General features: G+C 63.9%; 21 protein-coding genes and 2 pseudogenes. 8 read left to right on the top strand and 15 right to left on the bottom strand.

Annotation, left to right across the window (positions count from 1 at the left end):
- Positions 1-194 precede the first annotated feature (194 nt).
- Entirely contained in the window at positions 195-593 is a 399-nt protein-coding gene (locus QXK92_RS31320) for a hypothetical protein (protein WP_133449265.1), read from the top strand.
- A 191-nt stretch (positions 594-784) separates the two neighbouring features.
- On the opposite strand, the gene QXK92_RS31315 is transcribed toward QXK92_RS31320, so the two are convergent.
- A complete protein-coding gene (locus QXK92_RS31315) occupies positions 785-1,666 on the bottom strand; it encodes an alpha/beta fold hydrolase (RefSeq protein WP_085087457.1) in 882 nt (293 codons plus the stop codon).
- 1,615 nt (positions 1,667-3,281) lie between these two features.
- The gene (locus QXK92_RS31310) at positions 3,282-3,734 is read right to left on the bottom strand and encodes an STAS domain-containing protein (RefSeq protein ID WP_085087468.1); all 453 of its coding nucleotides are present in this window, start codon (positions 3,732-3,734) and stop codon (positions 3,282-3,284) included.
- Between the two features lie 443 nt (positions 3,735-4,177).
- Here QXK92_RS31310 and QXK92_RS31305 point away from each other — a divergent pair, with 443 nt between their 5' ends.
- Positions 4,178-7,210: a Tn3 family transposase gene (locus tag QXK92_RS31305; protein WP_069432800.1), complete on the top strand. Its 3,033-nt coding sequence runs from the start codon at positions 4,178-4,180 to the stop codon at positions 7,208-7,210.
- A 172-nt stretch (positions 7,211-7,382) separates the two neighbouring features.
- Here QXK92_RS31305 and QXK92_RS31300 read toward each other — a convergent pair whose 3' ends face one another.
- From QXK92_RS31300 to QXK92_RS31280, 5 genes are all read right to left on the bottom strand, one after another.
- Positions 7,383-7,739 (bottom strand): hypothetical protein, encoded by a 357-nt coding sequence (locus tag QXK92_RS31300; RefSeq protein ID WP_055576775.1) that lies wholly within the window; start codon positions 7,737-7,739, stop codon positions 7,383-7,385.
- Positions 7,736-9,412, bottom strand: a complete 1,677-nt coding sequence (locus QXK92_RS31295) for a PE family protein (RefSeq protein WP_156452327.1) — start codon at positions 9,410-9,412, stop codon at positions 7,736-7,738. Before QXK92_RS31295 ends, QXK92_RS31300 begins: the two co-directional genes overlap by 4 nt.
- The gene (locus QXK92_RS31290) at positions 9,413-9,718 is read right to left on the bottom strand and encodes a hypothetical protein (protein WP_156452328.1); all 306 of its coding nucleotides are present in this window, start codon (positions 9,716-9,718) and stop codon (positions 9,413-9,415) included.
- A 78-nt stretch (positions 9,719-9,796) separates the two neighbouring features.
- Positions 9,797-10,105 carry a hypothetical protein gene (locus QXK92_RS31285; RefSeq protein WP_055576776.1) on the bottom strand — a complete coding sequence of 103 codons (309 nt, stop codon included), beginning with the start codon at positions 10,103-10,105 and terminating at the stop codon, positions 9,797-9,799.
- Positions 10,106-10,139: 34 nt separating this feature from the next.
- Positions 10,140-11,306 (bottom strand): hypothetical protein, encoded by a 1,167-nt coding sequence (locus QXK92_RS31280; protein WP_306248316.1) that lies wholly within the window; start codon positions 11,304-11,306, stop codon positions 10,140-10,142.
- An 847-nt stretch (positions 11,307-12,153) separates the two neighbouring features.
- Between QXK92_RS31280 and QXK92_RS31275 the strand changes: the two genes are divergently transcribed.
- Together QXK92_RS31275 and QXK92_RS31270 are read left to right on the top strand one after the other, a co-directional pair.
- A complete protein-coding gene (locus tag QXK92_RS31275; protein WP_197419788.1) occupies positions 12,154-12,852 on the top strand; it encodes a WhiB family transcriptional regulator in 699 nt (232 codons plus the stop codon).
- Entirely contained in the window at positions 12,852-14,747 is a 1,896-nt protein-coding gene (locus QXK92_RS31270; RefSeq protein WP_205878889.1) for a hypothetical protein, read from the top strand. The genes QXK92_RS31275 and QXK92_RS31270 overlap by 1 nt, the downstream gene beginning before the upstream one ends.
- 581 nt (positions 14,748-15,328) lie before the next feature.
- Here QXK92_RS31270 and QXK92_RS31265 read toward each other — a convergent pair.
- Positions 15,329-16,123 carry a ParA family protein gene (locus tag QXK92_RS31265; protein ID WP_055577248.1) on the bottom strand — a complete coding sequence of 265 codons (795 nt, stop codon included), beginning with the start codon at positions 16,121-16,123 and terminating at the stop codon, positions 15,329-15,331.
- Between the two features lie 887 nt (positions 16,124-17,010).
- On the opposite strand from QXK92_RS31265, the gene QXK92_RS31260 reads away from it, so the two are divergent.
- The gene (locus QXK92_RS31260) at positions 17,011-17,724 is read left to right on the top strand and encodes a ParA family protein (protein WP_055577249.1); all 714 of its coding nucleotides are present in this window, start codon (positions 17,011-17,013) and stop codon (positions 17,722-17,724) included.
- Complete coding sequence (locus QXK92_RS31255; RefSeq protein ID WP_306248311.1) at positions 17,724-18,557, top strand: ParB N-terminal domain-containing protein; 834 nt, start codon at positions 17,724-17,726, stop codon at positions 18,555-18,557. Before QXK92_RS31260 ends, QXK92_RS31255 begins: the two co-directional genes overlap by 1 nt.
- Positions 18,558-18,602: 45 nt before the next feature.
- On the opposite strand, the gene QXK92_RS31250 is transcribed toward QXK92_RS31255, so the two are convergent.
- Positions 18,603-19,031: a hypothetical protein gene (locus QXK92_RS31250; protein ID WP_055577251.1), complete on the bottom strand. Its 429-nt coding sequence runs from the start codon at positions 19,029-19,031 to the stop codon at positions 18,603-18,605.
- A 217-nt stretch (positions 19,032-19,248) separates the two neighbouring features.
- On the opposite strand from QXK92_RS31250, the gene QXK92_RS31245 reads away from it, so the two are divergent.
- The gene (locus tag QXK92_RS31245) at positions 19,249-19,458 is read left to right on the top strand and encodes a hypothetical protein (RefSeq protein ID WP_156452401.1); all 210 of its coding nucleotides are present in this window, start codon (positions 19,249-19,251) and stop codon (positions 19,456-19,458) included.
- Between the two features lie 173 nt (positions 19,459-19,631).
- Here the strand turns inward: QXK92_RS31245 and QXK92_RS31240 are convergent.
- Positions 19,632-19,954 (bottom strand): annotated as a pseudogene (locus QXK92_RS31240) (IS30 family transposase); the annotation flags it as partial.
- 458 nt (positions 19,955-20,412) lie between these two features.
- Positions 20,413-20,730, bottom strand: a complete 318-nt coding sequence (locus QXK92_RS31235; RefSeq protein ID WP_156452552.1) for a hypothetical protein — start codon at positions 20,728-20,730, stop codon at positions 20,413-20,415.
- 613 nt (positions 20,731-21,343) lie between these two features.
- Here QXK92_RS31235 and QXK92_RS31230 point away from each other — a divergent pair.
- A complete protein-coding gene (locus tag QXK92_RS31230) occupies positions 21,344-22,333 on the top strand; it encodes a hypothetical protein (protein ID WP_306248308.1) in 990 nt (329 codons plus the stop codon).
- A 352-nt stretch (positions 22,334-22,685) separates the two neighbouring features.
- On the opposite strand, the gene istB is transcribed toward QXK92_RS31230, so the two are convergent.
- From istB to QXK92_RS34245, 4 genes and pseudogenes are all read right to left on the bottom strand, one after another.
- The gene (gene istB, locus QXK92_RS31225) at positions 22,686-23,531 is read right to left on the bottom strand and encodes an IS21-like element helper ATPase IstB (RefSeq protein WP_306248306.1); all 846 of its coding nucleotides are present in this window, start codon (positions 23,529-23,531) and stop codon (positions 22,686-22,688) included.
- Positions 23,528-24,895 (bottom strand): IS21 family transposase, encoded by a 1,368-nt coding sequence (locus QXK92_RS31220; protein ID WP_306248273.1) that lies wholly within the window; start codon positions 24,893-24,895, stop codon positions 23,528-23,530. The genes istB and QXK92_RS31220 overlap by 4 nt, the downstream gene beginning before the upstream one ends.
- A gap of 135 nt (positions 24,896-25,030) precedes the next feature.
- The gene (locus tag QXK92_RS31215) at positions 25,031-25,324 is read right to left on the bottom strand and encodes a hypothetical protein (protein ID WP_306248304.1); all 294 of its coding nucleotides are present in this window, start codon (positions 25,322-25,324) and stop codon (positions 25,031-25,033) included.
- Between the two features lie 432 nt (positions 25,325-25,756).
- A pseudogene (locus QXK92_RS34245) lies at positions 25,757-25,858 on the bottom strand (DUF2510 domain-containing protein); the annotation flags it as partial.
- Between the last annotated feature and the right edge of the window lie 214 nt (positions 25,859-26,072).

The following is a 26,072-nucleotide window of genomic DNA, read 5'->3' as shown; positions in this document are numbered from 1 at the left end:
CAGCTGGGTCCGGGCGAACTCGCCGATCAGCGTCGGGCCGCAGTGCGCCACGGTGTCGGCCTCGATCACCCCCGGCGCCTCGGGTGCTTCGTCGGCGCAGGTGCGGATGGTGGTCGAATTCCACAGATGTAACTTATTTCTGGCGCGGGACACTAGGCTAGCTAGCTAACAACGCCAACGACATGGAAGGGCCCGTGGATTCGCTTCCGGGTGTCCTCAACTTCGTCGGCAGCCAGCTCACGACGCACCAGTACAACGTCGCCGCAGGCGATTCGTTCCTGCAGCAGCAGCAGGTCTCCCTGATCCAGAACTCCACGGCATGGAACACGGCGGGTCAGCGCGACGCGATCATCATCACCTGGGACGAGAACTTCAACAATCTCGGACTGGGCATCGGCAACGAGGGCAACCACGTTCCGATGATCGTCATCCCCAACCAGGGCGCCATCACATCGGGCGGGAACGGTTTCAGCCCGCACCCTGGTATCTTGCAACGATTTGGACGGAGTGGGTGGCGACACGACGCACCAAGACGAGCCGCCCCCAGTTGGCGTTGGTCAGCCGCTCGACATCGCGCACTTCGCCAAGCATGAGGCAGTTCATGTGCAGATTCTCGTCGACCTGAGCTCGGCTTCTCACCCAAACTTCGACGGTGCGGAACATGTTGTCGCTCATCGCTGTGACCAGCTGCTACCGATGAAGTCTGATTGTCCCCGCATCCACGGCTGCCGCAACCCGACAACCTGGTCAGCAGAAGCGGGACGCGGCTTCCCGCGGGCAGACCCTAATGTGAACCGGCTCGCAGCACGTCACGGATCGCCTTAACAATGACATCGGGGCGTTCGACTGGCAGCCACGAGTGGCTTGTGCCGTCGGCGAATATTAGTTCGCCTCGCGGAAACCGTTTGACCAGAGCACGATTGGCGGCGTCCATTTTCGCATACGCAGCGCGCCGACGGGTCGGCGACCGCGGCATAATTATCCGCGTCGGCACGTCTGGCAGCGGCACACGTTCGAGTGCTCGCTTCATTTCCCGCAGATAACCAGCATGACGCGGCACAAGCCGTGCCGTCTGCAATCCCGCCCAAGGATGATTGTCGAGATAGCGGTAAAGCCAGCGCAAATTCGACTTCGTGACATCGTTGGGAGCCATACGTCGCACCATATGTCGGCCCATGCTTGTGCGGTGAAGCCTCAGCAGCTGGGCAGTCCCCATGATGAAAAGCCCTCCAGCCCCCATGGCCATCCCCAGCAACTCGAGCAGTCGTGATTCAGTGACCGGCGCAGAGGGATCGAGCAAAACCAACCCGGCCACTTCGTCTGGATGACGTAAGGAGAACATCTGAGCAACCAAACCGCCCGACGACCATCCCACCACGACCGCCGGTGTGGCGCAATGCAATTGCTGGATTACACCATGGAGATCATCAGCCATTTCAGCAACGCTGCGGCGGGGCGGACCTTCCGAGCCGCCACTACCAGCGCGGTCGTAGGTCAAGACGGTGGCAAAGGAGGCAATCCACTGTTCCAACAAACCACCGAACGCGTCCGTCGTTGCTTCACCTGCCCCGCCGGCTTCAAGGACCACCGTGGGCCCCCGACCAAGGACACGTGTACGAATGACCCGGTCGCCGAGGGAGACCGGCGTGGTGGTTTGCGTCGGCACCTATTTTCCACTCTCGTCCAGGGGCACATCGCCGCTTGTCGCTGCGGGGGCACCCGCACTGAGCGAGAAACCGCTTGCGCACACTCTAATCTGGCGCAGTGCTGTCGATGATCCGGTTGGTCCGGCTCGCCCGCAACGCCAGCGAGCGTGATGTGCGCCGATTCTCGCCGACCACCAATTGCCCCGCCGGAGTCGCAGGGGCATCACGCTGGTGCATATGGTCAGTCACAGAGCGGGCTGGTTGTGGCGACTGCATGCGGTACACCACAGCGTGAAACGGTTCGGGCACCTCGGGATCCGGACGTTGCGTTGCATCGTCAGCCACCCGACCAGGATCTTTCATCCCGGCCGCACAGGCCAACGTCGTCACCTTACTAGTCATTTCGTGGAATCTCTCCATCCCCACCCTCGGGTCACAAATTGTCAGGGAGCGGGTGCCTCAACCCAGGTTGACAGAGAGGGCGATGACGAGGGATTCGCGGGCGGCGTCGACGACTTCGCTTGTGACGGTAATGAGTTAGTTGATTTCCATGACGCGATGAATCTGAGCCATCAGTCGGGCGGTGGGCCGGAAATTGCCGCCAGTAATGCGAATGATGGCGGCGCGGTGGCGTGTTCCCCGTGATTGAGACCAGGCGACTCAATTCAGTGGGAACACGCCGGCACCGCGGCTTTCGGCCGCTAAGGCATTCCCGACTTCAGCGATAGCCGCCGACAACCACTGCGCTGCCTACGTTTTGGTGTCCCCACCTGCACACACCGACCTCACGAAGCACTCGTTAGACGTCAAAGCAGGAAACTCTTGCGCGGTGATCAGACGCTCACGATCGGCGGGGTACTCGCGGCTTCGTACCGGATGTCGAACCCACGACCAGGCGAGCCGCGCAATCCGCGACCGCGGTAGTGGCGTCAACTTACCCGTGCTCCGACGTCCCCTCACCGCATCACCGCGCTGGTCAGCAACTGGCGAGATCCGCTCACCACGGCCTTGCTCGACTGTTTTCGCCCGTGGGCCTCGTCGTGGTGCGTCTCGCCTTCTTCTTCCGCGCGCATGCATACTGCTCCGTTCTCTTTCCGGTATCAACCCGAGCCGTTCGGCAGCAAGTGCCGGTTGACCGCCAGCCCTGGAAGCCGCGCTCATCGCAGGGGTACCCGCGCGGATCGGCCTCACCCCCGTCACCTACCCGCTCGCGCGGAGGATCAAAACGTCCTCTAGCAACGCGCGCATTCGCCCCCTAGAGACGAGGCGCCGTGGCGGACCTGCTTCGCGGCACGACTCCAGCCCACCGCCCGCCGCCTGCTGACAGTGCCTATATAACAGGCAGATCAGCGTGGCTCAGCTGATCCGGGCACAACAGCCAGACACCACCAACCAGCGCGGCGGCACCCACTTCCCCCCGAGCGGATTGGGTCTTCCATTCCGTCTCTGGCCAGCGCCAGCCCACCCGTGGAAACCCACCTGATATGCGGCATCCGCCGGCGGAAGACTGCTCGCCCAAAACCGCAGCGCGATAACAAGAGATAAGCGGCTCCGAGCTACCTACAGCCAGCCACTCTGCGTCAGACAATGCCGTAACCGACATCTGTTCCTCGACATCAGGCCGTTTGCAGCACATCATGAACTGCGCGGCGCGCGCAACAGCAACACTTCCAGCGCCGCACCGATCGATCCGCTCACCGGAAGAAAGTGATCACCAGCACCGACCCGCACCAGCAAACGGCGCAGCACCACATTAGCCGCCAAAGCCCATTGCGCGCCGACCCCGCCGCAGGCCGAATCCAATGCCATCAGTTGATGCATGCCGCGCGCCCCCAGAAACGTCACCGCGGTCAAATCGACTATCATAGGACGCGTCACACATACTACGCTGCGCAAATACCGCCCCACCGCCTCGGCGTTGGCGGCGTCGATCTCACCACAGATTGTCACCACCGCCACCGTGCTCCATACGGCATCAATTTGCACCCGCTTGGTATGCCCCCGGGCACCAAACCACAGCACCCACTCACTGACATCAGAATCATCCCGAGCTGTGGGTAAACCAGACGGTTGCCGATGAGTGTCCATTGGACCACCGAACTTTCAGGCGACCTGGTTCGACCGCCAATGCCACCAGAACCCCCGCCAAAAGCGGCCGCTGCCGAGGATATGACTACGCGCGAGTTGACCCGAAACTCCATCGTAAAGCCACCGGGGGCTCCATGAGTCGGATTACTGATTACTGCTCAATATCCAGCGTGGGAACCACAACCCTGCCCGCAGCAAATGTCGCACGGTTTGAAGTTGAGCAAACGGCGCACTAGGCGCGAGCGCAAGCGCGCCTGGGATGCACCACCTGCGCACCAGGCGGGCCCTCGTTGTGTCGTGCTCGGCATCCCCTGCACGCTGCCTATGGCGTGACCGTAGAGGGATCCCCATACGGGCGGTGCGCCGCGGCCCTTGCGGCCTCCACTGACCGTGGCTAGCGTCCTTGCGATGACGGCCTGAACCGCGGGCCGTTCGGAGGTCAGATGCCGGTCCGCTACCTGTCTGATCCCGAGCTTGCCCGGCTGAGCAGTTGGCCGGACGAGCTCGCAGTCGAGGATGCGGTCACCTACTTCACCCTGTCAGCCGACGATCTCTCGTGGCTGGCGGGCTTCAACCGCCAGCAGAACCGTCTCGGTGTCGCCGTTCAACTGTCGACGCTGCCGTGGCTGGGCTGGATTCCCGACGACCTGGCCGGTTGCCCGTCGCTCGCACTGGATCGGCTCAGGCAGGCTTTAGGTGTTGCGCCGGATATCTCGTCGGCATTGCTGGCGGGGTACGGCGGCTGGCAGGGACGAACCCGCCGGGAACACCGCGCACAGGTGCTGGCTCGGCTGGGTTGGCGGTTGTGCGCCGCCGGCGAACGCAAGCTGCTCGACGAGTTCCTGCTAGCGCGGGCGCTCGAACACGATGCTCCCGGCGTCCTATTGCAGCTGGCTTGTGACTGGCTGCGCGCCGAACGGATTGTCCGCCCACCAGTCGACAGCCTGACTCGTCGGGTGGCCGCGGCCCGCGACGCGGCTCGCGCCGAGACCTACCACCGGCTTGGGCCGCTGCTACAACCACCGCGGCCGATGCAGCTGGACGGCCTGCTCGATGTCGACCCCGACCTCGGCTTGACTCGCCTGGCTTGGCTGCGCCGCGGGGCCACCGTTGCAACGCCCGAGTTGCTCAAGGCCGAGCTGGACAAGCTGGAATTCCTGCGACGCCACGGCGCCGATCGCCTCGACTTGTCCCGGCTCCCGGTTGGGCGGCGACGCATGCTCGCCGAGATCGGCCGCCGCTCAACCAATCAGGCGTTGCAGCGCGCCGCGGTCGACCGGCGTCACCCGGTCCTGTTGGCAACACTGGCCGAAACCTACGTCGAGGTGCTCGACGAGCTGGTGCAGCTGCTCGACCAAGCGCTGGCCGGCGCGGATTCCCGAGCCCGGCATGAACTTTCACGGCGGCTCGTCGACCGCGCCAAAGCCGAGGTGGACCGGGGCCAGCTGCTCGACGAGATCCTCGATGTGCTCGCCGACCCGACCGTCCCCGACGAGCAGGCCGGGCGGGCTGTCCGCCAGCGGATCGGCATGCAACGCCTGATCGCCGCCCGCCGCCCACCTGAAGATCGCGGGCAGCGCGACCATGGTCACTTTGACCTGCTGGCCGCCCGCTACAAGTACCTGCGCACGTTCACCCCTGTGGTGATCGCCGCGCTTCCTCTGACCGGCAACACCGGCAGCCCGTCGGTCACGGCCCTGCTCACTGCCGTCGAGGTGCTGCGCGAGCTCAACACCGCCGCCCGCACCGCGGTCCCGGACGAGGCAACCACCGCCGCGGCGACGGTGTTTGTGCCGGCGCGCTGGCGTGGCTATCTCGACGCCGCGCGTGGTCAAGGCCGCGGCGCCGCCTACCGCCACTACTGGGAACTGAGCGTCCTCTACGGGGTGCAGGCCGGGCTGCGCTCCGGCGACCTATGGGTGCCCGGTTCACGCCGCTACACCGACCCGTCCACCCTGCTGCTACCGCCGGATCGGTGGACCGGGCACCGTGACGACTTCTGCACCGTCACCCGCACCGAGCCCGGCGCGTCCCGGCAACTCGAGCGCCTCGAGCATGAACTGCACGCGGCAGTCGCGGTATTGGAGACAGTCTTGACGGACCAAGGCGCCGAGAGACTCGCACGTCTCGGTGATGACGGTGAGCTGATCGTGTCGCCGCTACCTGCCGAACAGCTTCCGGCCGAAGCGGATACGCTCGCCGACGCCACGTCGGCCCGGCTGCCGCGCGTGCAATTACCGGCGCTGCTGATTGAGGTCGATGAGTTGACCGGGTTCAGCGAAGAGTTCACCCACGCCGGCGGCGCTCAACCACGCAACCCCGACCTCACCCGCAACCTGTACGCATCGCTGATCGCCTACGCTTGCAACCTCGGCTACGCCGGGATGGCCGACGCTTCGGGCATCTCCGAAGACGCCCTGGCCTGGACGTCGCAGTGGTACCTGCGCCAAGACACGTTGCGGGCGGCGAACACGCGCCTGGTCAACGCACACCACGCGCACCCGCTGGCCGCGCTGTGGGGCGGCGGGACGCTCTCGTCGTCGGACGGGCAGCGGTTCCCACAACGGGGACACAGCCTCACTGCCCGCGCGCTGTCACGGTATTTCGTTGACGAAGGCACCACCACGTATACCCATGTCTCCGATCAACATTCGACCTACGGCACCAAGGTAATACCGACCACCTGGCGCGAGGCGGTCGCAGTGCTGGACGAAATCTTCGGCAACCCAACGGATTTGCCGCTCGCCGAACACACCGTCGACACCGCCGGACAAACCCTTGCGACATTCGCGATCTTCCACCTGGCCGGGTTGCAGTTCTCTCCGCGCATCCGCGACATCGGCCGCCTACAGCTCTACCGCCTCGGAACCGCCTCAGCTTGGCGCGCTCAATACCCGCACGCCGGGCGGTTGCTCGGCCAGCCGATCCAAACCCAGCTGATCGCCGACCACTGGGATGATCTGCTGCGCCTGGTCGCCTCAATGAAGTTCGGGCACACCACCGCGAGTCTGCTCATTGCCAAGCTGCACGCCAGCAGCCGGCAGAGCACGCTCGCCAAGGCACTGCACGAGTACGGGCGCCTGATCCGCACGCTCTACGTATGCCGTTACGTCGCGGACGAAGAACTCCGTCGCCGCGTACGCCGTCAGCTCAACAAGGGCGAGAGCCTGCATGCGCTACGGCGCGACCTGTTCTTCGCCCATCAAGGCCACGTCCGCCGACGTCATCTCGATGACCAAATCGATCAGGCACTGTGCCTCACCTTGGTCACCAACGCCTGCGTCCTATGGACCACCACCTACCTCGCCGACACGATCGACAACCTGCGGTCAAACGGCATGGAGGTCAGCGACGAGACTGCGGCACACTTGACCCCTGCCCAGCACGATCACATCAACTTCTATGGCACCTACTCCTTCGACATCGACGCCGAGCAGCGCCGCGAAGGCCACCGGCCGCTACGCATCCCCGCGTAGCCATAGCGAGATCACAAAACAACCATATTCGTTCCGTTACTAAGCCGACCCCCAGTCACCGCACAGCACATGGGGCAAAGCTATAGCCAGGCGCAACCGCGAGAGCGCTCAGCCGCGCTCGGGACCGCCAAGCACGCCACCACGTGATGACCCTGCATGAAATGCCTCAGGGTTAAGGGGTCTCGAGATCTTCAGCGATCGCTTGGATCTCACTCCACGGTGCATCGGAGCCGAAAAAGCGGTCCCACACCTTGCGCATCGCCTCACGCTGCTTGATACTCCCGTCCCGCAACTCGGCGCTGATCAGCTCCTCAAGCTCAACATGGGTGTACTGCGCTGGGGCGATGGGGTCAATGAACAAATCCCGCAAGTAACCATCCGCGTCGAACGCCGCGGCCACTACCTCGTTGTCAGACTCCTGCTGGGCAGCGCGCTGCATGGCGTCGTTGAACTGCGCCGTCCATGACTTCGCTTCTCTCAACCCGGATGTGACGATGTCGACGTATTCGTCGTCGGTCATTCCCGTCATTTCCCAGCTCCATCTTTTGTTCCACGCGCTTCCCGTCGGCCCTTCACCGGCTCGCTATTCGGTGGAACCGTCACCTTCAGTTCTCGGTCCTTATACAGCTGCTTATTGTCAGCCCCGCTGCCACCGCGGCCTGCGCCGCCGATCATCGGGGGCGCCATGGCGCCCATCGGAGTCCCTGCATTGGAAGCAGAAGCCGCCGGCACATTGGCGGCCGGGGCCGCAGTCATCGGGGCAGCCTCCACAGCAGGAGACGCCAAGACCGGAGGCGCACTTAACGATCCCTGCGCGCCGGCAGGTTCTGTGTCCCCCGGTTCCCCCCCACCGCTGTCCGGTGCGGCGTCATGGCCTCCCCCAGCAGGCGCCGGTGCCGGCTGCTCAGGTCCGCCCCCGCCACCCTGCTGCGGTGCACCACCGGACGGGCCGCTAAGACCGCTCATCATGGATGACGGCATCGCCTGCATGGGCGTGCTTCCCAAACCGCTGAGTCCGCCCAGTGCGCCGCCAACTCCACCTAGCGCGGTTCCGACCATTGCCGGCAGCAATGATGGCGCCGTACCAGCGGTATCCACCGACCCGGAGAGGTCGACATCCGGGTCCAGCGCGCTTGGCGGCCAGCTCGCGCCTGGCTTGAGTGAATCCTCACCCGCCCCCCTGGCCGCATCAACAGACTCCTGCGGGGCATCGGTTGGTGCTGCATCGGTCTTATGCGTCACGAGGTCATCGCTTGGGCCGTGCACGGCAGGATCAGCGTGCTGTGCTGGTTCCCAAGAAGGCGGGGCGGGTGGCGGAGAGGTCGAGGTAACCCCCGCAGAGAACGTGTAGTTCTTGAACCCATTGGCCGACTGCGAATACAACGCGCTCAACCGCACCTGAGAACGAGTCACTGCCGGCTGCAACCGCCCGCCGCTGCGGGTATTCGCGTCGTTGGCGGCCCGCAATTCGCGCTCTGCGGCAGTGACCGCCGACAACTTCGGGATCTCCGCCGCAGCCGTTCGGAACGCCTCGACATGCCCACTCGCGGTGGCTGAAAGGATGCTCAGGTACTGCGCGTGGCCTTCAAACCAGGTCTGCAGCGAACGCATCTGGCTCACGGCCGCATCAGCTGCAGCCGAATCCCACCCCTGCTGCGCCGTGGCGATCGCGGCGGCCAACTGCTCGGCCGCCCGCTCAAGCCGCTCCGACTCTCCCCGCAGGCTATCGGCAACGGTCTGCCAAGTCTGCGGACCAGGACCCGTGCGGCCACTATCAATCAGCCGGGCGATGTCGCGCGGCGACGCGGGAACTTCGCCGGCTGCCGCCGACGGCGGTGGCTGACCCCCGCCGAGCAACGCCGCCTCGTCTTGCACCGCGGCTGGTCGAGAAACCCCGCCGCCGGGACCCGACAGCCCGCCCGCGCCCAACGTCGCTGCCGATGCCGTCTCCTGCTCGTCATAGGCATCGGCCCCAGCCTCCAGCAACACCCCGAACTGCCGCGCCATCCGGGTCGCCACACTCGTGTACTGACGGGCAAGTGCGAGGTTAACCCCGAACCGTGTGCTGGCACCGACAGAAACAACGTCGGGAGCGCACGGCTGCACGTGATCGGAGCCCGGGGAGGCGCTACTGCCCGCTGCGTGCGCCCGTGACCCCGCGGCCCGAAGGGCGGCGGGGTCGGCCCGTAGCGATTCAGCCAACTACGTGCGAAGTGTTCGCTGGCTGGCTTCCTCAGACTCGGTGTAGGAGGCCAGACTGGCACGGATCTGTTGACCGACGCCTTCGCAGTGGCGACCCAGAGCATGTCCGGCCGCCGCACGAGCTTGCAACAGTTCCTGCAGCGCTGCCCCTACCGTCGAGGAGCCGATTCTGCCGAACATTGACCGGGCCTCGCTCAAAGTCGTGGGCGTGACGCTGAGTTCCTCGCGAATTCGCGGCCCCTCGGCTTCCCACCACTGTGCATGGTCGTGCCACTCTCCGACGTCGAGTCTCACCTCTGCAGCCACCGCGTTTCCACCTTCCCCAATTTGAACCTATTGTTTGCTAGCCAACCATGCGAAATGGCGTTACGCATCGTCGTAACCTCAGAAATCGATGGCAGACCGACGGAATTCGTCAACCTCGGCATGCGTCGGCCAAGCGTTGGATCTGGGAATCCCCATCAGCCCGTAATTCTCAGAGAGCCAATGATCGGCACGAGCTCGCATCATCGCAACGCGATACAGCCGCACGATCCGATCGGCGAGAACCTCCATCGGCCACGCCAGGGCTTCGGGCTCCAACTGCACACGCACCTGTTCACCGGAGCAACCAACCTCGACCAATACTGCGCCGTCCCGCGAGCACTCGATGACCAGAGGCTCGGACACAATCTGTTCCTCGCTGTCGGCCATCAGCCCTGTTTGCTCCTTCACCCGCACTTACCAATTACGTACCTGTCGCCCGCGGGGCGGGCGCTGCCGCGGTTGCTGTACCGGCCTGTTGAGCCGGGTCAACCCAACCTAAAAAGTCCGTCGTTGGCAATGCGCTCTGCGGCTGCAGCTGGCCGTCCAGCCAAATCTTCCCGTTTCCCATGAACATCACTGGCTCGCGAGTCTTGAACTGAGCAACCGTGCCCGGCAACAAGTGGCTCGGGTCAGCAGGCTCGGTGACCGGGGTGCCCGGCGGCGGCAACGAGACGTGAGATCCTTTCCACGCGTCAGTAACCGACGTCCCATTCACCACCGCACGCACAGCGGCTGCATGCTGTGCCGATGTGGTGGTCACCGGCGAACCGTCAGGCATCTGCACGACCAAAGACGGGTCACCGCCAGCGGTGGCAGGTACAGCCCCAGATAACGCCGCCGTTGTCGCAGCCGGGGTAACTGAGGCCTCCGGATTCTTGTCCTTGCTGCCCCTTTCCTCACCAGCAGCTTCAGCAGGCTTGCCCGCCGAATCCTTGCCGTGGCCATCGTCAAAATCTGTCGACTTCGCGCCCTCACGTGGGGCCTCATCCTTGAAACCGTCCCCCACACCCGCACCGGCCATCTGACCAGCCAGCGGCGCCATCCCCATCGCGGCAGCCGGCAGCGAGCTCGCCAACCCGCCCAGCGAACCCGGGATCGAACTCATGCCCGCCAAGGCCGGCCCGAGCATCGACATCGGATCGCCCAGTCCACCCAGACCGCCAGGCACACCCATCCCAGCCAACGGGTCAGTCAGACCACCTCCCCCACCTGCGCCCGGCCCTGCCCCCCCTCCGCCGGCGTCCGTTCCACCCGACCCCCCATCAACTGGCGTGTCCGTTTTGCTGCCGCCATCTTTCGGGGTGTGCTGCTCGGCAGTGGCGGCGGTCGCCTGGTACTCATCGGCGAGAACATCAATGAGCTCCGCCTGGTGGGCGTTGTCCACCTTGGCGCGCTCCATCGCCTGTTGAATCCTGCCCAATCGCTCATCTAAAAACTCCCCAAATGCCTTCATCGCCAAGGGATCGTTGAGCACCGCTGGATTCTTCTTCAACTGCTCTTCCCGCGACTGGATCTCCTTGACAATGGCGGTGACTTCCATCCGCGTTGCCTCGTTGGTAGCGAGATACTTCTTCAGCAGTGCCGCCACTTTGGCATCAGTCGCCGCTGCGGCACCCCCGGCCCGCTGGTAAGCGTCGGCGGCCCGCTCGGCAGCATCGCGCAGCGCCGAGGACCCGTCCGGTTGGGTAACAACTCCGGGCGCGTTCGCCGCATTAAGAGCCTGTAGCAACGCCTCTTGCGGTGACTGCCCACCGGAGTGCGGCTGATCATCAGTGAAGAGGTCAGCGATACCCTTCACGGCCGCGTGCAGCACAGGTCCCAATAGGAATCCGGCGAAGTCCGAGGTTGCATCGACGGTCAACAGTCACCCCTCAGTAGCCGTTGACGTGGGCATATGTGCCATAGGCAGAGACGCTACCGGCGGAAATGGCGCTGCGCGACAGTCGTCGCGAAATACTCGGATGCTGCGATCAAGACAGCCTCGCCATCTCCGGCACCAGCGCTTCGGCAGACCGAAACCACTGCTCCGGGGCGAGATGGCAGGACAGGGATATCTCGGCGTGCGCGCTGGGTGGGACCGCGCTGCAGATCGCTACCGGGTGATGAAGGTTGCTTGGCAGATATCCGCCGATGGCACGGACAAGGCTGCAACGTTGCGCGGTTGAACCGCGCGGCGTGTCTGCGCGGTTCAACCGCGCACTTATGTCACTCTGGTCCCACCAAGGACACAGACACCACCAGCCACGAGGAGCCCGGAACCCCCACAGACCCGCCTCGACGGCGGCGAGCCGACACCACAACTCCACACCGGCCCACAACGCAGAAATCCCCGCCGAAACGGGGATACCTGCCACCGGAGCTACCGACTCCGGATATGGCCTCTGACAACAGAAACCACGCCTAGCCAGGCCGGTTTCACGATAGAGGACGCCTTCGTGAACCTCAAGACTGACACTCCCTCGCTGTCCCCACCCTGCGCGAAACGCCCCAGCGACTGGTTTGACCCCCACCAGCAGCTCAGAACCCGCCGACAATGCCTGCGCTGCCCCCAGCTCGGCGACTGCGCTGCCACCGCGCTGCGCAACCGACCCAACTACGGGATGTGGGCCGGCGTCTGGATTGAAGGCGATCTCGAGGCCAAACAACATCTCCTCGGCCGCACCAGCTCCGCTAACCCAGCAGCACACCAAGCCCCCGCGGCTCACAGTTCGGCCGCCTCGCCCCTCGCCCCGCCGTCGACCCGCCCACGATCACGCCGCCAACTGGTCGGCCGACTCCACACCCAACTTCCGGACCCGCAGATCGCGGCGGTCATCACCGCCCGCGCCAGCGGCCACTGCGAGATCTTCGCCGCCGGCTGCACCTACCAACAATCCGCGATCTTCCTGCGCCGCCGCCGCCCTTCCACCACCACGCTCGGTAGTCCCGCAGAGGCGATTGCCGGCTGCAGGAACTGCATTGACCTGATCGAACACACCGAGGTTCCCACAGCTTTGGACCTCGGCTACCTAGTTGACCCGCGCAGCACCGCAAGCGGCGCGCCCATGCTCTGGCGCCAGCATCACTGGGTCTACCTCGACACCCGCGGTCACCTCTACCCCTGCCCGAACCCGCACAGCAGCGGTATCGCCTAGTGTCCGCCGCGACAACCAGTACCGACCCCACCACTACCTGGAAAGCGCTGGCCCACCTCATCGCGGCCCGCCCCCTGCTGCGCACATGGAACCCCGACACCGACAAGTTCGACCGAACCACCAATCTCAGCAGCCGGCTGCCCCGCGTGCCCGCCGCCGCATACCTCTACTTGCGAGGGCGCACCCAAATCCTGGCCCTGGACTTCGACACCAAGCGCCACGGTCAGCGCGCCGTTGACACAGATTTCGCTCGCGCCCTGACGTGGATCACCGAATGCGGAGGAGTAGCCGTCACCGACCGCTCCCGCAGCGGCGGCCGCCACATCCTGGTCCCGCTGGCACTCGGAACCAGCGCCAGCGCCGAGGAACTCGCCCCACTGATGCGACTCCTGGAATCCCGGTTACCCACCCTGGACAAGACCCCGATGACCAATCCGAAGACCGGTTGCATCACGGTACCCGGATCGCCATGCCGACAAGGCGGACACCGCCAACTCGACGGATCCCTCACCGCCGCCCAGGACGCCTTAACTCGCCGCTCACATCCAGCCCTACTCCCCCGGCTCCACGTCCTGCTCGGCGCACTCAACCGCCCCGAGCACGCCACCAACCCACCCTCCCCACCGCCGACCACACTCATCGGAACCGGACCCCACGTCCGGCTAGATCCCCGATATGTCCGAACCGGCGACATGCCCGCCCGTATCACTCTCTACGCCACCACCGGAAAACTCCCAACCGACCACAGCTGGCCCAGCCACTCAGAAGCCCGCCAGTCAGTGCTCGCGCATGCCGTGCTCCACGGCCATTCCCTAGCCACCATCACAGCCCTCATGACCCCGGGCCGCCCATGGCACGACGGCCTGGCCCGCGCCTACGCCCGCTACCACCACAACGCCCACGCGGCACTGCAACGCGACGTTGACAAAGCTCTGAAATGGGCCGCCGCCAACAGCCACTTTTTCCGACCAGTCCACGCACAAGATCAAAGACACACACGGGGGGGCGGGCATGGACCCGAGCTCCACCGCCGCTGGCTAGCGAACGCGACCGCCTGGATCGAACAGGAATTCCCCCAGCACCGCTACCGCTGGATAGGACCAGCGGTCTACCAAGCCCTAGCTGTCCACGCCCTGCGATCCGGAGCCGTCGTCAACGGAGTGCCCCTCGTCGGCGTAGGAGGACGGTCTCTGTCGATCGCCACAGGACTGCTCAGCGAAACCACCGTCTGGCAGTTCCTGCGGGACACCCGCGATCGTCCTGGCTCACCACTGGTGCGCACGCGGGTAGCTCAAGGACGCCAACCTGACTACTACGCGCTGACCACGCAGAACCCCGTTGAATCCCGGCGATGCGTCATCGCCTCGACCCGCATAGAAGACGTACATAGCGCATGGCGCGTCGTAGGACACCGTCACCGCCGCGTCTATGACCTCGTCGTACACCGCGGACTGACCGAGGTGAAAGACGTCTTCGCCGCCGCCCACATCTCCGCCACCACCGGCTATGTAAGTCTGGCCGCATTGGCCACAGCGGGCCTCATCGTGCGCAGCCGTGGCCGCGTGGGACCGGGCCCTACCAGTCTGGACGACATCGCTTCGGCCCATCACTTGGCGCAGTACCGTGCCCAGCGTATCGAGCGACACCAGCGTGAACGGGCAGTATGGAACACCTGGTTGACCCTGCGGGAGAACTCGCGCAACCTACCGCCACCGGACGATCTGGCGGTCCCCGACATCGTGACCGCAGAACCCTGTGACCCGCACCGTCATGAGTACCTCAGCGCAGTCCTGGCGACTGGGCCGCCCCAAACCGACGAGGAACGAGCCTTGAGCTTGCTGGCCGAGATCCTCGGCGCCACTCCAGTCCCTCTGGCCAGCAGCGGACTGCGCTGACAGGCGTCAACCGCAGATTCAGCTTTTGTCGTGTCCGGATGATGCGCGGGTAGGTGTTAGCCGCTTTACCGCGGTAAAGCGTTCAACCGCCCCATCAACGCTGCTGGGTACACAGGCGAGAGCGTCCGTCGGCGCCGCGTGGCGTTTGCCCGATCTGTCAGGCTGAGCTGCCTACCCGCTGACGTCGACGACGAAGTCGTAGAGCTTCCTCGACGAGATCGGAGGCGAAATCCTGTGCTGTCAACAAGACGTCTTCACGCTTGGCCGACAACCACGCCGCCCGCAATTCTCCCGCGGTTTCGGGTCGCAAACGCAGCGTTCGCGGAGCGCCGGGCTCGCCCTGGCGATCTGAACGTGACAAGGGCGATGATGAGGCTGGGGAGATTGACGCCGCCTTTGCGGGGTCAGCAGCTTGAACCTGCGCCGGCGGCGCGTCGGACGGCTCGGGCGATTGCGGAGTCGCAGGAGCGGGGGTCTCGGCCTTCGAGGCCGGCGCCGTCCCAGGGTCGGTCGCCCGGGCGGGGGGCCGGGTCGCCGATCCCACGTCTGACAACATGCCGACGACGACGTCAGCGACGTTCTTACCCATAGTGCCTCCCTCGGTTACGACGACCCTCATTGACCCGTTTCATCACATCGACGGTGAATGCTGCGTACGCCTGTGCGAGGTCGGGGTCGGCTTCAACGTCCCCGAGGACATAACAGCCGGTAACCATCCGCTCCGCCGCCGTGCGTTTCGGGATCAACGTCTCAAACAACGGCAAACCGTCGTCTTTCAATGCAGCAAGGGTGTCCCGGCTGATGACCGTATTCGGCTCGTATTTGGTCAGTAAGACTCCAAGCAGCTCAGCGGAAAGCACCTGGTGCGCGCGTAGCGATCCGGCCCACTCCATGAACATGTGGACGCCGCGCCTCCCCCACTTACTGGCGTCGGTAGGCACGATCATCCAGTCAGCAGCATTCAGAGCAGAAATGACTAGCTGACCCAGATTGGGTGAAAGGTCCATCACGATGGCGTCGTAGTCCTCGTAGACCGGCTCTAGCCGCATCGCCATTTGGTACTCGCGCCTGTGCATCATGACCAGCTGTTGATCGAGCTTCGCGACGGCCAATGTAGAGGGGATGATCTCGAGGTTCGCGATTCGTGTCTTGCGGATCACCCGTGCGACCGGAGCCTGGTCGGCGATCAGGTCATAAAGGTCCAGGTCGACGTCGTCGTCCGGATCGAACATCGACGTCGCATTGGCCTGCGCGTCGCAATCCACCAACAGGGTGCGCCAGCCGCCTTGGGCCAATCCCGCAGCAAGACTCACCGCGGTAAAGGATTTCCCCACGCCACCTTTGTGGTTTGCGACCGCGATTACATCAGCTTTCACTTTATCCCCTTAGGTCCCAATAGTCACAAGGTGATTAGAACACGAGGTGATGCAGTGTCCCTGCGATGCGGTGACGGCGTGTTGGCGCGATCAGGTGACATCATCACCGGGTGCTCCAGCGATGTAGTGATTTGGTGACGTCGTGACACTGTGTTGCGGCCACGTAGTCACGCGATCTCCTGGTGATTGGGTGATTGGGTTATCAGGTGATGGTGTGTTGCCGCCACGTCGTCACGCGATCTCCTGGTGATTGGGTGATTAGGTGATCAGGTGACGGTGTGTTGTCGCCACATCGTCACGCGATCTCCTGGTGATTAGGTGATCAGGTGACGGTGTGTTGCGGCGATCTGGTGATGTGATCGTCAGGTGACCCGGTGACCCGGTGATTGAGTGACGGTGTGCTGCCGCGACCGGGTGACTGATCGCCAGGTCGCCCGGCGATGCCGTCACCTGCTGTTTCGATGATTCAGTGATGGTGTGTTGGTGTCACGGAGTCATCCGATCTCCTGGTGAGTATGTGACGCGGCGGCTCCGCGACGCGCTGATTGCGTGACAGTTGTGCCTGTGAGGTTGTTGCATCCTGGTTGGGAGATTCGCGCACGCAGTGTGCAACGACTCATAAATGCTCGCGCTTATCGTGAAATCCGGTATCTAGCAAAACGCGAGCGTCAGAAACGAGTTTCGAAACGAGCTGATAGCCCCTCATGGTGCCGAATTCGGGTACTTTACCGCGGTAAAGCAGCAAACGGTTGCTGGCATGGGGCTGATGAGACCCACGACACAGCCGGTGTGTCACCGCAGCGCAAGAAGGTTGGCGCCCGCTAGCATCAAGCTCCATCCCATCCGAAGTACTCCGCCGTGCGGGGGAAGCATACGGAAGGCCTTCTATGGCTGTGCACGTCGTTCTCAATCAGAAAGGCGGCGTCGGCAAGAGCACCATCGCAGTCAACCTGGCTGCCGTGACCGCCGACGTCTGCAATGATCACGACGACCCCGACGCCACATCTCCGGTGGCCGCGATCTCAGTAGACCCGCAGGGTTCTGCCGTGTGGTGGGCGTCGCGGATCGACGATCTGCCATTCCACATCGTCCAAGCCCACGATGACCTTGCCGGTCTGGCGCGGCTAAAGGAGCTGCCCACCATCAAACACGTCTATGTCGATACCCCAGGGTGGATCGACCTCGACGCCGGCGCTGCCACCAGTGATCCACTCGGCCGCGGACCCGCTGCCGACGCGCTACGCACCGTCCTGGACCTCGCCGACCGGGTCATCATCCCGATCGAGACCGAACCGCTGTCCTTCGATCCCACAGCCCGCACCATCAACAAAGTCGTCAAACCACGCGGATTGCCCTACACCGTCGTGATCAACAACTGGGATCCTCGAGACGGCGTCCACGATCTCAACGAAACCAAGGAATTCGTTCGACTCAACAAGTGGCCCCTGGCCCACACTGTCATCCGCCACTACAAACTGCACGCCCGAGCCAGCGCCGACGGACAGGTCGTCACCGAATACCCAACCAACCGCGTCGCGCTGCAAGCGCGTGAAGACTTCTACCGCTTCGCACTGGAACTCAACATCGGGGGAGGGGACTAATGGCAGCCCGCGGCAAGCGAACCAGCCTGGCGGCACTGGCCGCCGATGTCGGCGACAACTCACCGGTGGACCAGCAGCCAGAGGTCGGGCCAGCACGCAGCGCCCCGCTGGCCCAGCTGACCCCTAATCCGCGGAATCCCCGGGAAGATCTCGGTGACCTCGCCGACCTTGCCTCGATCGCCGATATGCAACTGCAACCCGCAGTCGTCGTCACTGCCAATGCCTACCGGGCCCTGTACCCCGACGACGAGATCACCACCCGCTATGTCGTCGTCAACGGCTGCCGCCGGCTGGCCGCAGCACACAAATACGGCCGCACCGACCTCGACGTAGTCGTTAACGACACCATTGCCCGTGACCGCGTCACCCTCATCTCCGCCGCGATCACCGAAAACGTTGACAGGCAAGACTTCGACGTCATCGAGGAAGCCCGCGCAGTCGAGGCCCTCGTCGCCGAGTGTGGACGGGCCGACGTCGCCGGCCAACGCCTTCACCGCACCGAAGGTTGGGTCTCGCAACGACGCGCCCTACTTAAACTGGCCCCCGAACTGCAAACTGCCCTACGACGCGGCGAACTGGCAATCCGCGAGGCCCGCTCACTCGCCCGAGTCCCTCTAGAACAGCAAGTCGCCCGCTGGCGCGCCGCTCAAGACAAGCAGCACTCCAACGACAAACCCACCGGAGACCCGCCCACACCAGCCCCATCCCGGTCGCGCGCAATCACCACCGCACTGTCGAAGTTCGACAGTCAACCCAACCTGCTAGCTGACGCGCTGCGGGAATATCTCGGCACAGACGGCGTCGACCGGCTCCTGAATCTGCTCAAGGCGTAAAACAGCACCCCTCGTCGTACAACTCAACCCATCTGCGACGCGCAATTACAGGCGATCAGCCAATTCGCCCAGATGCCCAGGCGTCACGAACTGCGCCAGTGCGTCCAAATAGTGTTGGGCCGCGGCCCGATAACGGTCAGCGCTGCTCTCGGCCGCCAACATCTCCTGCTGCGCCGCGATCAACAGCCTATTGACCTCCACCTGGGTCACCAGCTGCGCCCGCAAGTCGCTGAGCCCCGTGCTCGAGGCTGCGGTGGGGGAGGGGGTGGGCTGAGGTGGAAGTGCGTCGGTGTACACGTACCACCGCAGCCGCTCAGGACGCGGGATCGCGCCACCACGCAACTGGCCGGCCTTGATCGCCCGCACCACGGTGCGCGGGTCCTTACCCAGACGTGCCGCTGCCTCTTGCAGCAACACGTGCGGACCCGTCGGTGTGGTCTCCACACCCGGTGGCGCCTGCTTCATCTCGCTCATCAACCTCGACCCGCCCGTGGAGAGCCTGCCTCCTCCCGTGACGGCATTAGGTGCATAATGCTACTAATTAGCGGCATTCTAGCGCGGATCGACGACTCGATGTGCCTGTCATGTCGCAAATTAGTGACATCAATGGGCTAAACTAAAGACATCGGCCGCTGGGACCCACCGGTAGGCCTGGGAGAAGGTAAGCGCAGCGTTGTCGAGGGGAACTGTGGTGACAACACAAACCGAACACCGGGCCCGGCGCAAGGGCACCGAGACCCGGCAGCGAACGAAGATGGTAGGCCTGCGCCTTCGTCCAGAAGAACACGCGCGGTTGACCCGACTCGCGCAACTGCGTGGTGTCAACGTCGCAGCGCTGTTCGAGTCCACCGTGGCCGACCTACTGGCTACACCACTACCCGAGGAAGCTCTAACCGCCTGAGTGCATCAGCGCACCTCAGCCGTACCCCTGGGTTGAAAATCGCCGCGAGAATACCCGAGTGCGGCACAGCACCACACACGCACTTCCCTTCAAGACACCTAAGCGGCGACGTGACCGCGAAGACTGTCAACGGCAACCGAAAACTGACCAGCTGTCGGCAAGGTGGCTTCTAATCAACGTCGCAACAGTCGGAGGTCTGCCGAGGTTAGCAGCGCGGTGAAAAGTTCGGCGGGACTGCGGTCTTGGAGGGCGTGGCGGGGCAGGTTGTTGATCTCGTGTTCGACAGCGCGCAGGTGCTTGAGTGTGTAGGTGGCAAGGCTGGTGCCTTTCGGAAAGTACTGGCGGAGCGGTGAAGTGGTCCGTTCGCGTTCTCGTTGCTGCCGCGCTGCCAGGGAGAGCGTGAGTCGCAGAAGCAGACTGGGACGCCCAGGTCAGCGGTGATGTCGGTGTGGCGGGCCATTTCGATGCCCTGATCCCAACTGATTGATCGGAGTACATGGGATATGAACTAGCCGTGCCGAAACTCGGAACACGTCTAGGCGCAGCTGGGCTGTGCTTGATTTCAGCATCAATGACGGTCCGGTACTCATCCCCGCCAGCGATGGCATGCGCGTGGACGCCGACCATCGAATCCAATTACTACGCAACATCGCTTGACTACCCTGATCATGTGCAAGTCACCTGCGAGCTGACTGTGGAGAACATCACCTGGGATGACGTCTCATATTGGTCGAACGCGGAAAATCGGTGGATGCCGCTCGGACACGGAACCGCTAGCCACTACCGTCCCGCCGGTCTCGGCGGTGGTGTTGATCATTACATGGTGGAAATTTACTGGAAGGACGGTAATTGGGTCGTAAATCAGGTGTAGCAATCCCTGTCACCCGATCTACCCGACCTCGGAGCGGTCACAATTCCCGCTTAAGCGGCCAAAGGCACTTCGAACGCGGCGGATTACACCCCGTGCCCAGCGATGTCCATCTGTTCTACCGTCGCGGCGTCGTACCCGAGTGAACGCAAATACTGCTTTGCAGCGGCTACAGCGGCGGCGGCCTCAGCTTGCGTATTAATGCCGCCTGGGTAGGCGATGGCATATGCGACCTTGCAGTCCTGCTCAATCTGCCAGAGGAACTTGTTCTCGTTGACGTAGCCGTTTGCCGCGGCAGCGTTAGCGCAGGAATACTCGTTCGCCTGTGCGGTCGGTGCTGCGATAACCCACGCGACCACCAACAACGCGGCCCCGGTGACTCCAGCTCTTCCAATGGATGTCATAGCTAACTCCCCTAAGTACACCGACCTTAACTAGCAAGTCTGCCGTGCGCCGCCAACTGTTGGCAGTTCTAGAACTGCACGCCCGTGGCTTACACGCCATTGAAGGCAAGGCAACCGCCGTAGGCAACCATTCTTCGTCGCGTCAACGAAGACTTGGTGCAAATACCGAATCGCTACACGTTTGTCGGTCAGTCCATCTGGTACCTCCCAACCGTGAGCATCAGACGGTTCATCGGGATCGTAGGCGCGGTGCTCGTGATCGGGGGCTTAGTGCTTCTATAGCTCGCCGCGTTACCTTATGGCGATGCGTTGGTTTGCCCGTCCCGAAGACGACCCACACCAACTCAGGGTGGTGCCACGGCTGGGTTGGTGGATTGAGGCCGGCGATCCAGACCAAGTTCGTCTGCGGGCGGATCTGAATGACACCGGAGCGCTTCTCGTTTTCTCACGCATCGACGGCCCATGGCGGCTTCGACTCGACGTTGGGCTCCCCAAGACACGGGATCTACTCGATGAGGTGGCCAGAACTGACGTGCCTACGTTATGAAGACGGTGCTTTCTTACATTCCCGCCGTGTCAGACTGCTGCGTGGCCAAAGACGGCAATCAGTGCCATGCCTGATCGATCGGCGCAGAAGCAGCAACGCGGCGGACGCCATCGCGATGACACCGCTGCCGGCAGGCACTTCCCGATCCCCCATCACCGCGTGGTTTTAGCAAGCCTAAGTGCCGGTGTCGTTGTCATGGCTGGCTACTTCGCGGTAGCAACCGATGCAACGAAAGGTCATGGCGGTGACCGCGTCGCACAGTCGGCCACGACATCACCCGGTGGCGCCTTGGCGCCGCAACCGACGCCGGTCCCGCAAGCATCCGCCCCCGCCTCCACCGACACTCTGGAAGCCGACTTCGGCCAATTGCGAGAAAGGATGCGCGGCAAGGTAGCGATCGCGATCAGCGCCGTGGGGGCAGATGCAAGAGCCAGGGTCCTCGGCGATTGGCCAGCAGGGCAGGCCTGGTCGACGATCAAAGTGCCTTTAGCCATCGCCGTGCTGCGGGAAACAAACCAAACGGAAGTAAGCCAGAACATGGTCGCGGCGATCACCGACTCGGACAACGCGGCAGCTGAATCGTTGTGGAGCAGCCTCGGCGAACCGTCGGTCGCTGCACAAAAAGTCGAGGCAGTCCTTCGTGAAACTGGGGATCAGACCGAAGTTCAATCCCGCAGAGTCCGACCGCCGTTTACTGCATTCGGCCAGACTATCTGGTCTCTGACCGCGCAAACTCGGTTCATATCTTCTGCAGTGTGTGATACCCGGAACGGCGCGATCTTCGCGTTGATGGGGCGCATTACTCCGGATCAGAGCTGGGGCCTCGGCAACATTTCAGGAGCCCGCTTCAAAGGTGGTTGGGGGCCGAAACCAACAGGCGAATACCTCGTCAGACAGATAGGCGTGATACCCACACCCGGGGGGATGACTGCCGTCTCGATGGCTGTTGAGCCTGCGTCGGGATCCCTGGCCCAAGGTACCGAGGAACTCAGCGACGTCGCCAGTTGGCTATTCGCTCACCGTGCACAGTTGCCCACCGGGGAGTGCAGCACCTGAATTGGGCGCCGGGACGTCAATAGCTAGGGCCCGGCGGGCCAAAACTTGGATTGCTCGCCTGTGCCCGCCCCTGGATAAACGCGGCGAACATTGCAGCCCCTGTCAAAACCAACGACAACACACAAGCGCCGATCAAGCCCACTCCTGGCGAAAAATCGTTGTGCGCTAGGCCGGGCGGATCGCCGAAGGTCCCCGCCACATCAACGATGTGGCTGGTGCAAATCAACCCTGTGACTCCGCCGAGAACCGCCACCGCAACAGCTATCAGCATGCGTTGCCTCACCCACAGGTGACGAGGCTCATCGAAAGTGCTCAGTGTTGATCGGTGAATGTGCTCACCTGTGAGCTGGGTTCACTGTAGTGGTTGTCGGGTTCCGGTGGTTGCTTTGCGGAGGTTCTCAGCTCGGGCGTGGTGGTCTCGCAGGCGGTAGGAGTCGCCGTCGAGGTTGAGGACTACCGAGCGGTGCAGGAGGCGGTCGAGCATGGCCGCGGCGACGGTGGTGTCGCCGAGGATTTCGCCCCATTCGCCGACGCCGCGGTTGGTGGTGATGACGATCGACGTCTTCATATAGCGTTGCGCGACAACCTGGAACAGCGCGGAGGCGGCTTCACCGGGCAGCGGGAGGTAGCCCAGTTCGTCGATGACCAGGATGGTGGGCCCGGCGTAGAACCGCATGGTGGTGGCCCAGCGTCCCTCGATCGCGGCGCGGTGGCAGCGGGCGGCGAGGTTGGCGGCGGTGGTGAAGTAAGTGCGGTAGCCGGCATGGGCTGCAGCCCTGGCTAATCCGACCGACAGATGGGTTTTGCCGACACCTGGTGGCCCGATCAGCAGCACGTTGGTGGCGGTCTCCAGGTAACGGCAGGTACCTAGTTCGGCGATGAGTTTGCGGTCCAGTCCGGGGGCGGCGTCGTAGTCGAAGTCCTCCAGCGAGGCCGGGGTGGGCAGGCAGGCGAACCGCAACCGGCCGGCCAGTCGGCGGGCTTCGGTGGCCTGGACTTCGATGGCGAGTAGTTCCTCCAGGGCCGCCGTCATCGACGTGCCGTCGGCTTGAGCGCGGTCCAGGACGGAGGGCAGCGCTTCGGCGGCGTCGTGCAGCTTGAGTACCGCCAGGTGGCCGCGCAGACGTTGGTAGAGACTGGCTTGGGCGGCAGTGTTGGGTGCAGGCACCGGGTCGGCGGTGGTGGGTCGGGCGGTCATGGCAGGGTGTTCCTTCCGCGGGCGGCGCGTTCATAGGTGGACAGATCGATCACCGTCGTCGGGGAGTTCGCCGTGTCCACTGTTTGGATTTGGTTGATGTGAGATGCGTTGATGCGCAGTGCTTGGGCCGCCGACCGGGAAGCCGCCCCGGGTGGGATGCGCTCCTTGCGGCGATGGGATCGGCCGCCGATGGCGGCGGTGGCCATCGCGAGTTGATCCAGTGCCACGACGTGGCCGTGGTCGCGGACCATGACCCCGGCACCATCGGCGGCCAGCCGATGGCGGGCAATGGTGATCTGGGCGGAGGTGACGATGTCGATGACCGCCGAGCCCAGTACGTGGGTGACACTGACCGTCGCTGATGCCAACTCCGGGGGCACTGAGTAGCGGTTGCCGCGGTAGGACACCATCGCCTGACGTGACACCGTGCGGTCCTCGCGCAGGATCAGCGGGTATGGCGATTCTGGGAGTGGCGCTAAGGGTTCGGTAGCTGCGAGGGTGGCCACCGTGACCTTGCCGGCAGCGGTGGCCCGCCACCGGGCATCAGCACGAACCCGGCAGAATTCATCGAGGCTCTGCTGTGCCTGCTCGACGGTGATGTCATCGGGCAATGTGCGCCACCACCGTTGGGCTGCTGTGTGATTGGCTTTCTCCACCACACCTTTGCGGTTGCCGCGCCGTGGTGGACAGATAGCGACGGTTATGCCGTAGTGCTTGGCTACTCCGGCGAACGACGCGGTGACCCGACCAGAACCGGGGTCACACACGGTGGCCATCCGGTCGAAGCGCCAGGTATGGGTCAGCCCGCCGAGCGTGCGCGACACCCGGTCCAGGCAGTCCACCAGATGCGGTTGGGTCATTGCCGGCGCCAGCACTGCCCGCCACCGACTCGAGTGAGCCAGGGATCCGACCAATAGATGCGCCATCGCACCCCACCCCCACGATGCGGGTGGATTCGGCAGATCCAGCCAGTCCCATTGTGTTTCAGCCCCGGGCGGGTGCGCGATCACCGCGTTGGCGCGGTCTGTGGCATGCGCGCAGTCCGGACAGGCCGGGCGCAGGTTGCGTAGCCGGATCTGCCGTGTCAGCGTCGAATACGACAGTCCATAACCGAGGTCCTCGAGTTCGTCGCACAACGTGCGCGCCCACAGATGCGGATCCTCGGCCAGCCGCGCGGTCACGTACTCCACGAACGGCTCGAACGCATCGGTGGTGCCGGGCTTGCGCACCCCGGGAGTGGTGACACCGTTCAGATAGTTACGGACCGTTCTGCGGTTCTTCTTCGTATGCCGGGCAATGGCCGAGATCGACCAGCCTCGTTTACGCAGGGCGTGTATCTCCAAGTCGTCCTCCCATGTGAGCATGAGAAAGCGGGTCTCCTTCAAAGAGCTGGTGCGTGGTCAGAGACCACCAGCATCGAGGGAGGCCCGCCCTCATCGGCGGAGCCACACAGGTGAGCACTTTCGGCGAGCAGAACTGAGCATTTTCAATGAGCGCCGTCACAGGTAGGCGATCCCCGCGAGAATCGCGATGATGCCCATTAGGAGCGCAATCCAGCCGGGATTAGTATTTTGTAGCGCATTTAGTTCGGGGGTCTCGATTTTGCCACTCATCGACGTTCCGTCGCCAGAAATTCTGACTGTCATGCTCGGTTTTCCAAGGCCGGGAAACGCTAAGGTTCTCGAACCGTACAGACCGTCATCGAATCTGCCGGCCGCACTTACCCGGCCCCACGGCAGGAACGAAGCAATGACCAAGGCGGCGCCGCACGCCGCGGTGACCAGTCCCACCACTCGGTCAGCGCCCTGCGCGATCCCGGCCCAAAGCCGCGGCGGTCGACCTGGCTGGTGTGGTGCCGCGAAGGCCCCGGAGGAGACCGGCGCAGCGGGAGTGCCGGCGGATCCATAGAAATGCGACGGGCCAGAAGGAGCGCCACCGGCCCCGGATGGATCGTAAGGTCCGCTGGCAGGGTAAGGGACGCTCGTTGGCGAGCTGAAACCGTACGGGTCCACGGGGGACGCCGTGTACGGATACCCGGTTGAGTACTGGTCTGGGAAACCGGCACTTCCAGCCGAGGCAGCGGGGTAGGGGGCAGGGTAGCCGCTCGCGGGCTGCCCGAATGAGGTGTCATTGTCGGCATAGCTGGAAGACTGGGAATCTGTCGGTCCGGGCGAGTGAGGCCCGGTCGCGTCAGGCGAGGGACCACGCCCGGTGGGCGAGGAAGACTTTCGCCGACGCTGCGGAGTCCAACCATTGCCGTCGAAGAACCGTTCAGCGCCTGAGCCATCTGGGTCGTCGTACCACCCCGGTGAGTGCGGCGTCGTCATCGCAGATCCCTCCCTACCTGGCCCGCACCCCGATGAACGGAGAATAGCGCGCATCCGACCCGCTGGTAACACCTGCTGAGCAACGACTTCGCTGCACGCGCACGGGGCCCCCGTGCCGTATGTGGCGTTTGCTGCCGCTAGGTCCATCGGAGGCAGCAACCGGGGCGGTGCCGTGAACGAGAGACCTCCATTCGAGGCGGATGGGTAAACCAAT

It is taken from the genome of Mycobacterium sp. TY815, assembly GCF_030755135.1.
GTDB lineage: Bacteria > Actinomycetota > Actinomycetes > Mycobacteriales > Mycobacteriaceae > Mycobacterium.
This window is presented reverse-complemented; position numbering and strand designations above follow the sequence as displayed.

Coding starts and splice junctions, on each gene's coding strand:
- QXK92_RS31235 (WP_156452552.1), bottom strand. CDS start 20,730: ATGACATCCATTGGAAGAGCTGGAGTCACCGGGGCCGCGTTGTTGGTG.
- QXK92_RS31220 (WP_306248273.1), bottom strand. CDS start 24,895: ATGCTCACATGGGAGGACGACTTGGAGATACACGCCCTGCGTAAACGA.
- istB (WP_306248306.1), bottom strand. CDS start 23,531: ATGACCGCCCGACCCACCACCGCCGACCCGGTGCCTGCACCCAACACT.
- QXK92_RS31285 (WP_055576776.1), bottom strand. CDS start 10,105: ATGGCCGACAGCGAGGAACAGATTGTGTCCGAGCCTCTGGTCATCGAG.
- QXK92_RS31255 (WP_306248311.1), top strand. CDS start 17,724: ATGGCAGCCCGCGGCAAGCGAACCAGCCTGGCGGCACTGGCCGCCGAT.
- QXK92_RS31250 (WP_055577251.1), bottom strand. CDS start 19,031: ATGAGCGAGATGAAGCAGGCGCCACCGGGTGTGGAGACCACACCGACG.
- QXK92_RS31260 (WP_055577249.1), top strand. CDS start 17,011: ATGGCTGTGCACGTCGTTCTCAATCAGAAAGGCGGCGTCGGCAAGAGC.
- QXK92_RS31300 (WP_055576775.1), bottom strand. CDS start 7,739: ATGACGGGAATGACCGACGACGAATACGTCGACATCGTCACATCCGGG.
- QXK92_RS31230 (WP_306248308.1), top strand. CDS start 21,344: ATGCCTGATCGATCGGCGCAGAAGCAGCAACGCGGCGGACGCCATCGC.
- QXK92_RS31305 (WP_069432800.1), top strand. CDS start 4,178: ATGCCGGTCCGCTACCTGTCTGATCCCGAGCTTGCCCGGCTGAGCAGT.
- QXK92_RS31310 (WP_085087468.1), bottom strand. CDS start 3,734: ATGGACACTCATCGGCAACCGTCTGGTTTACCCACAGCTCGGGATGAT.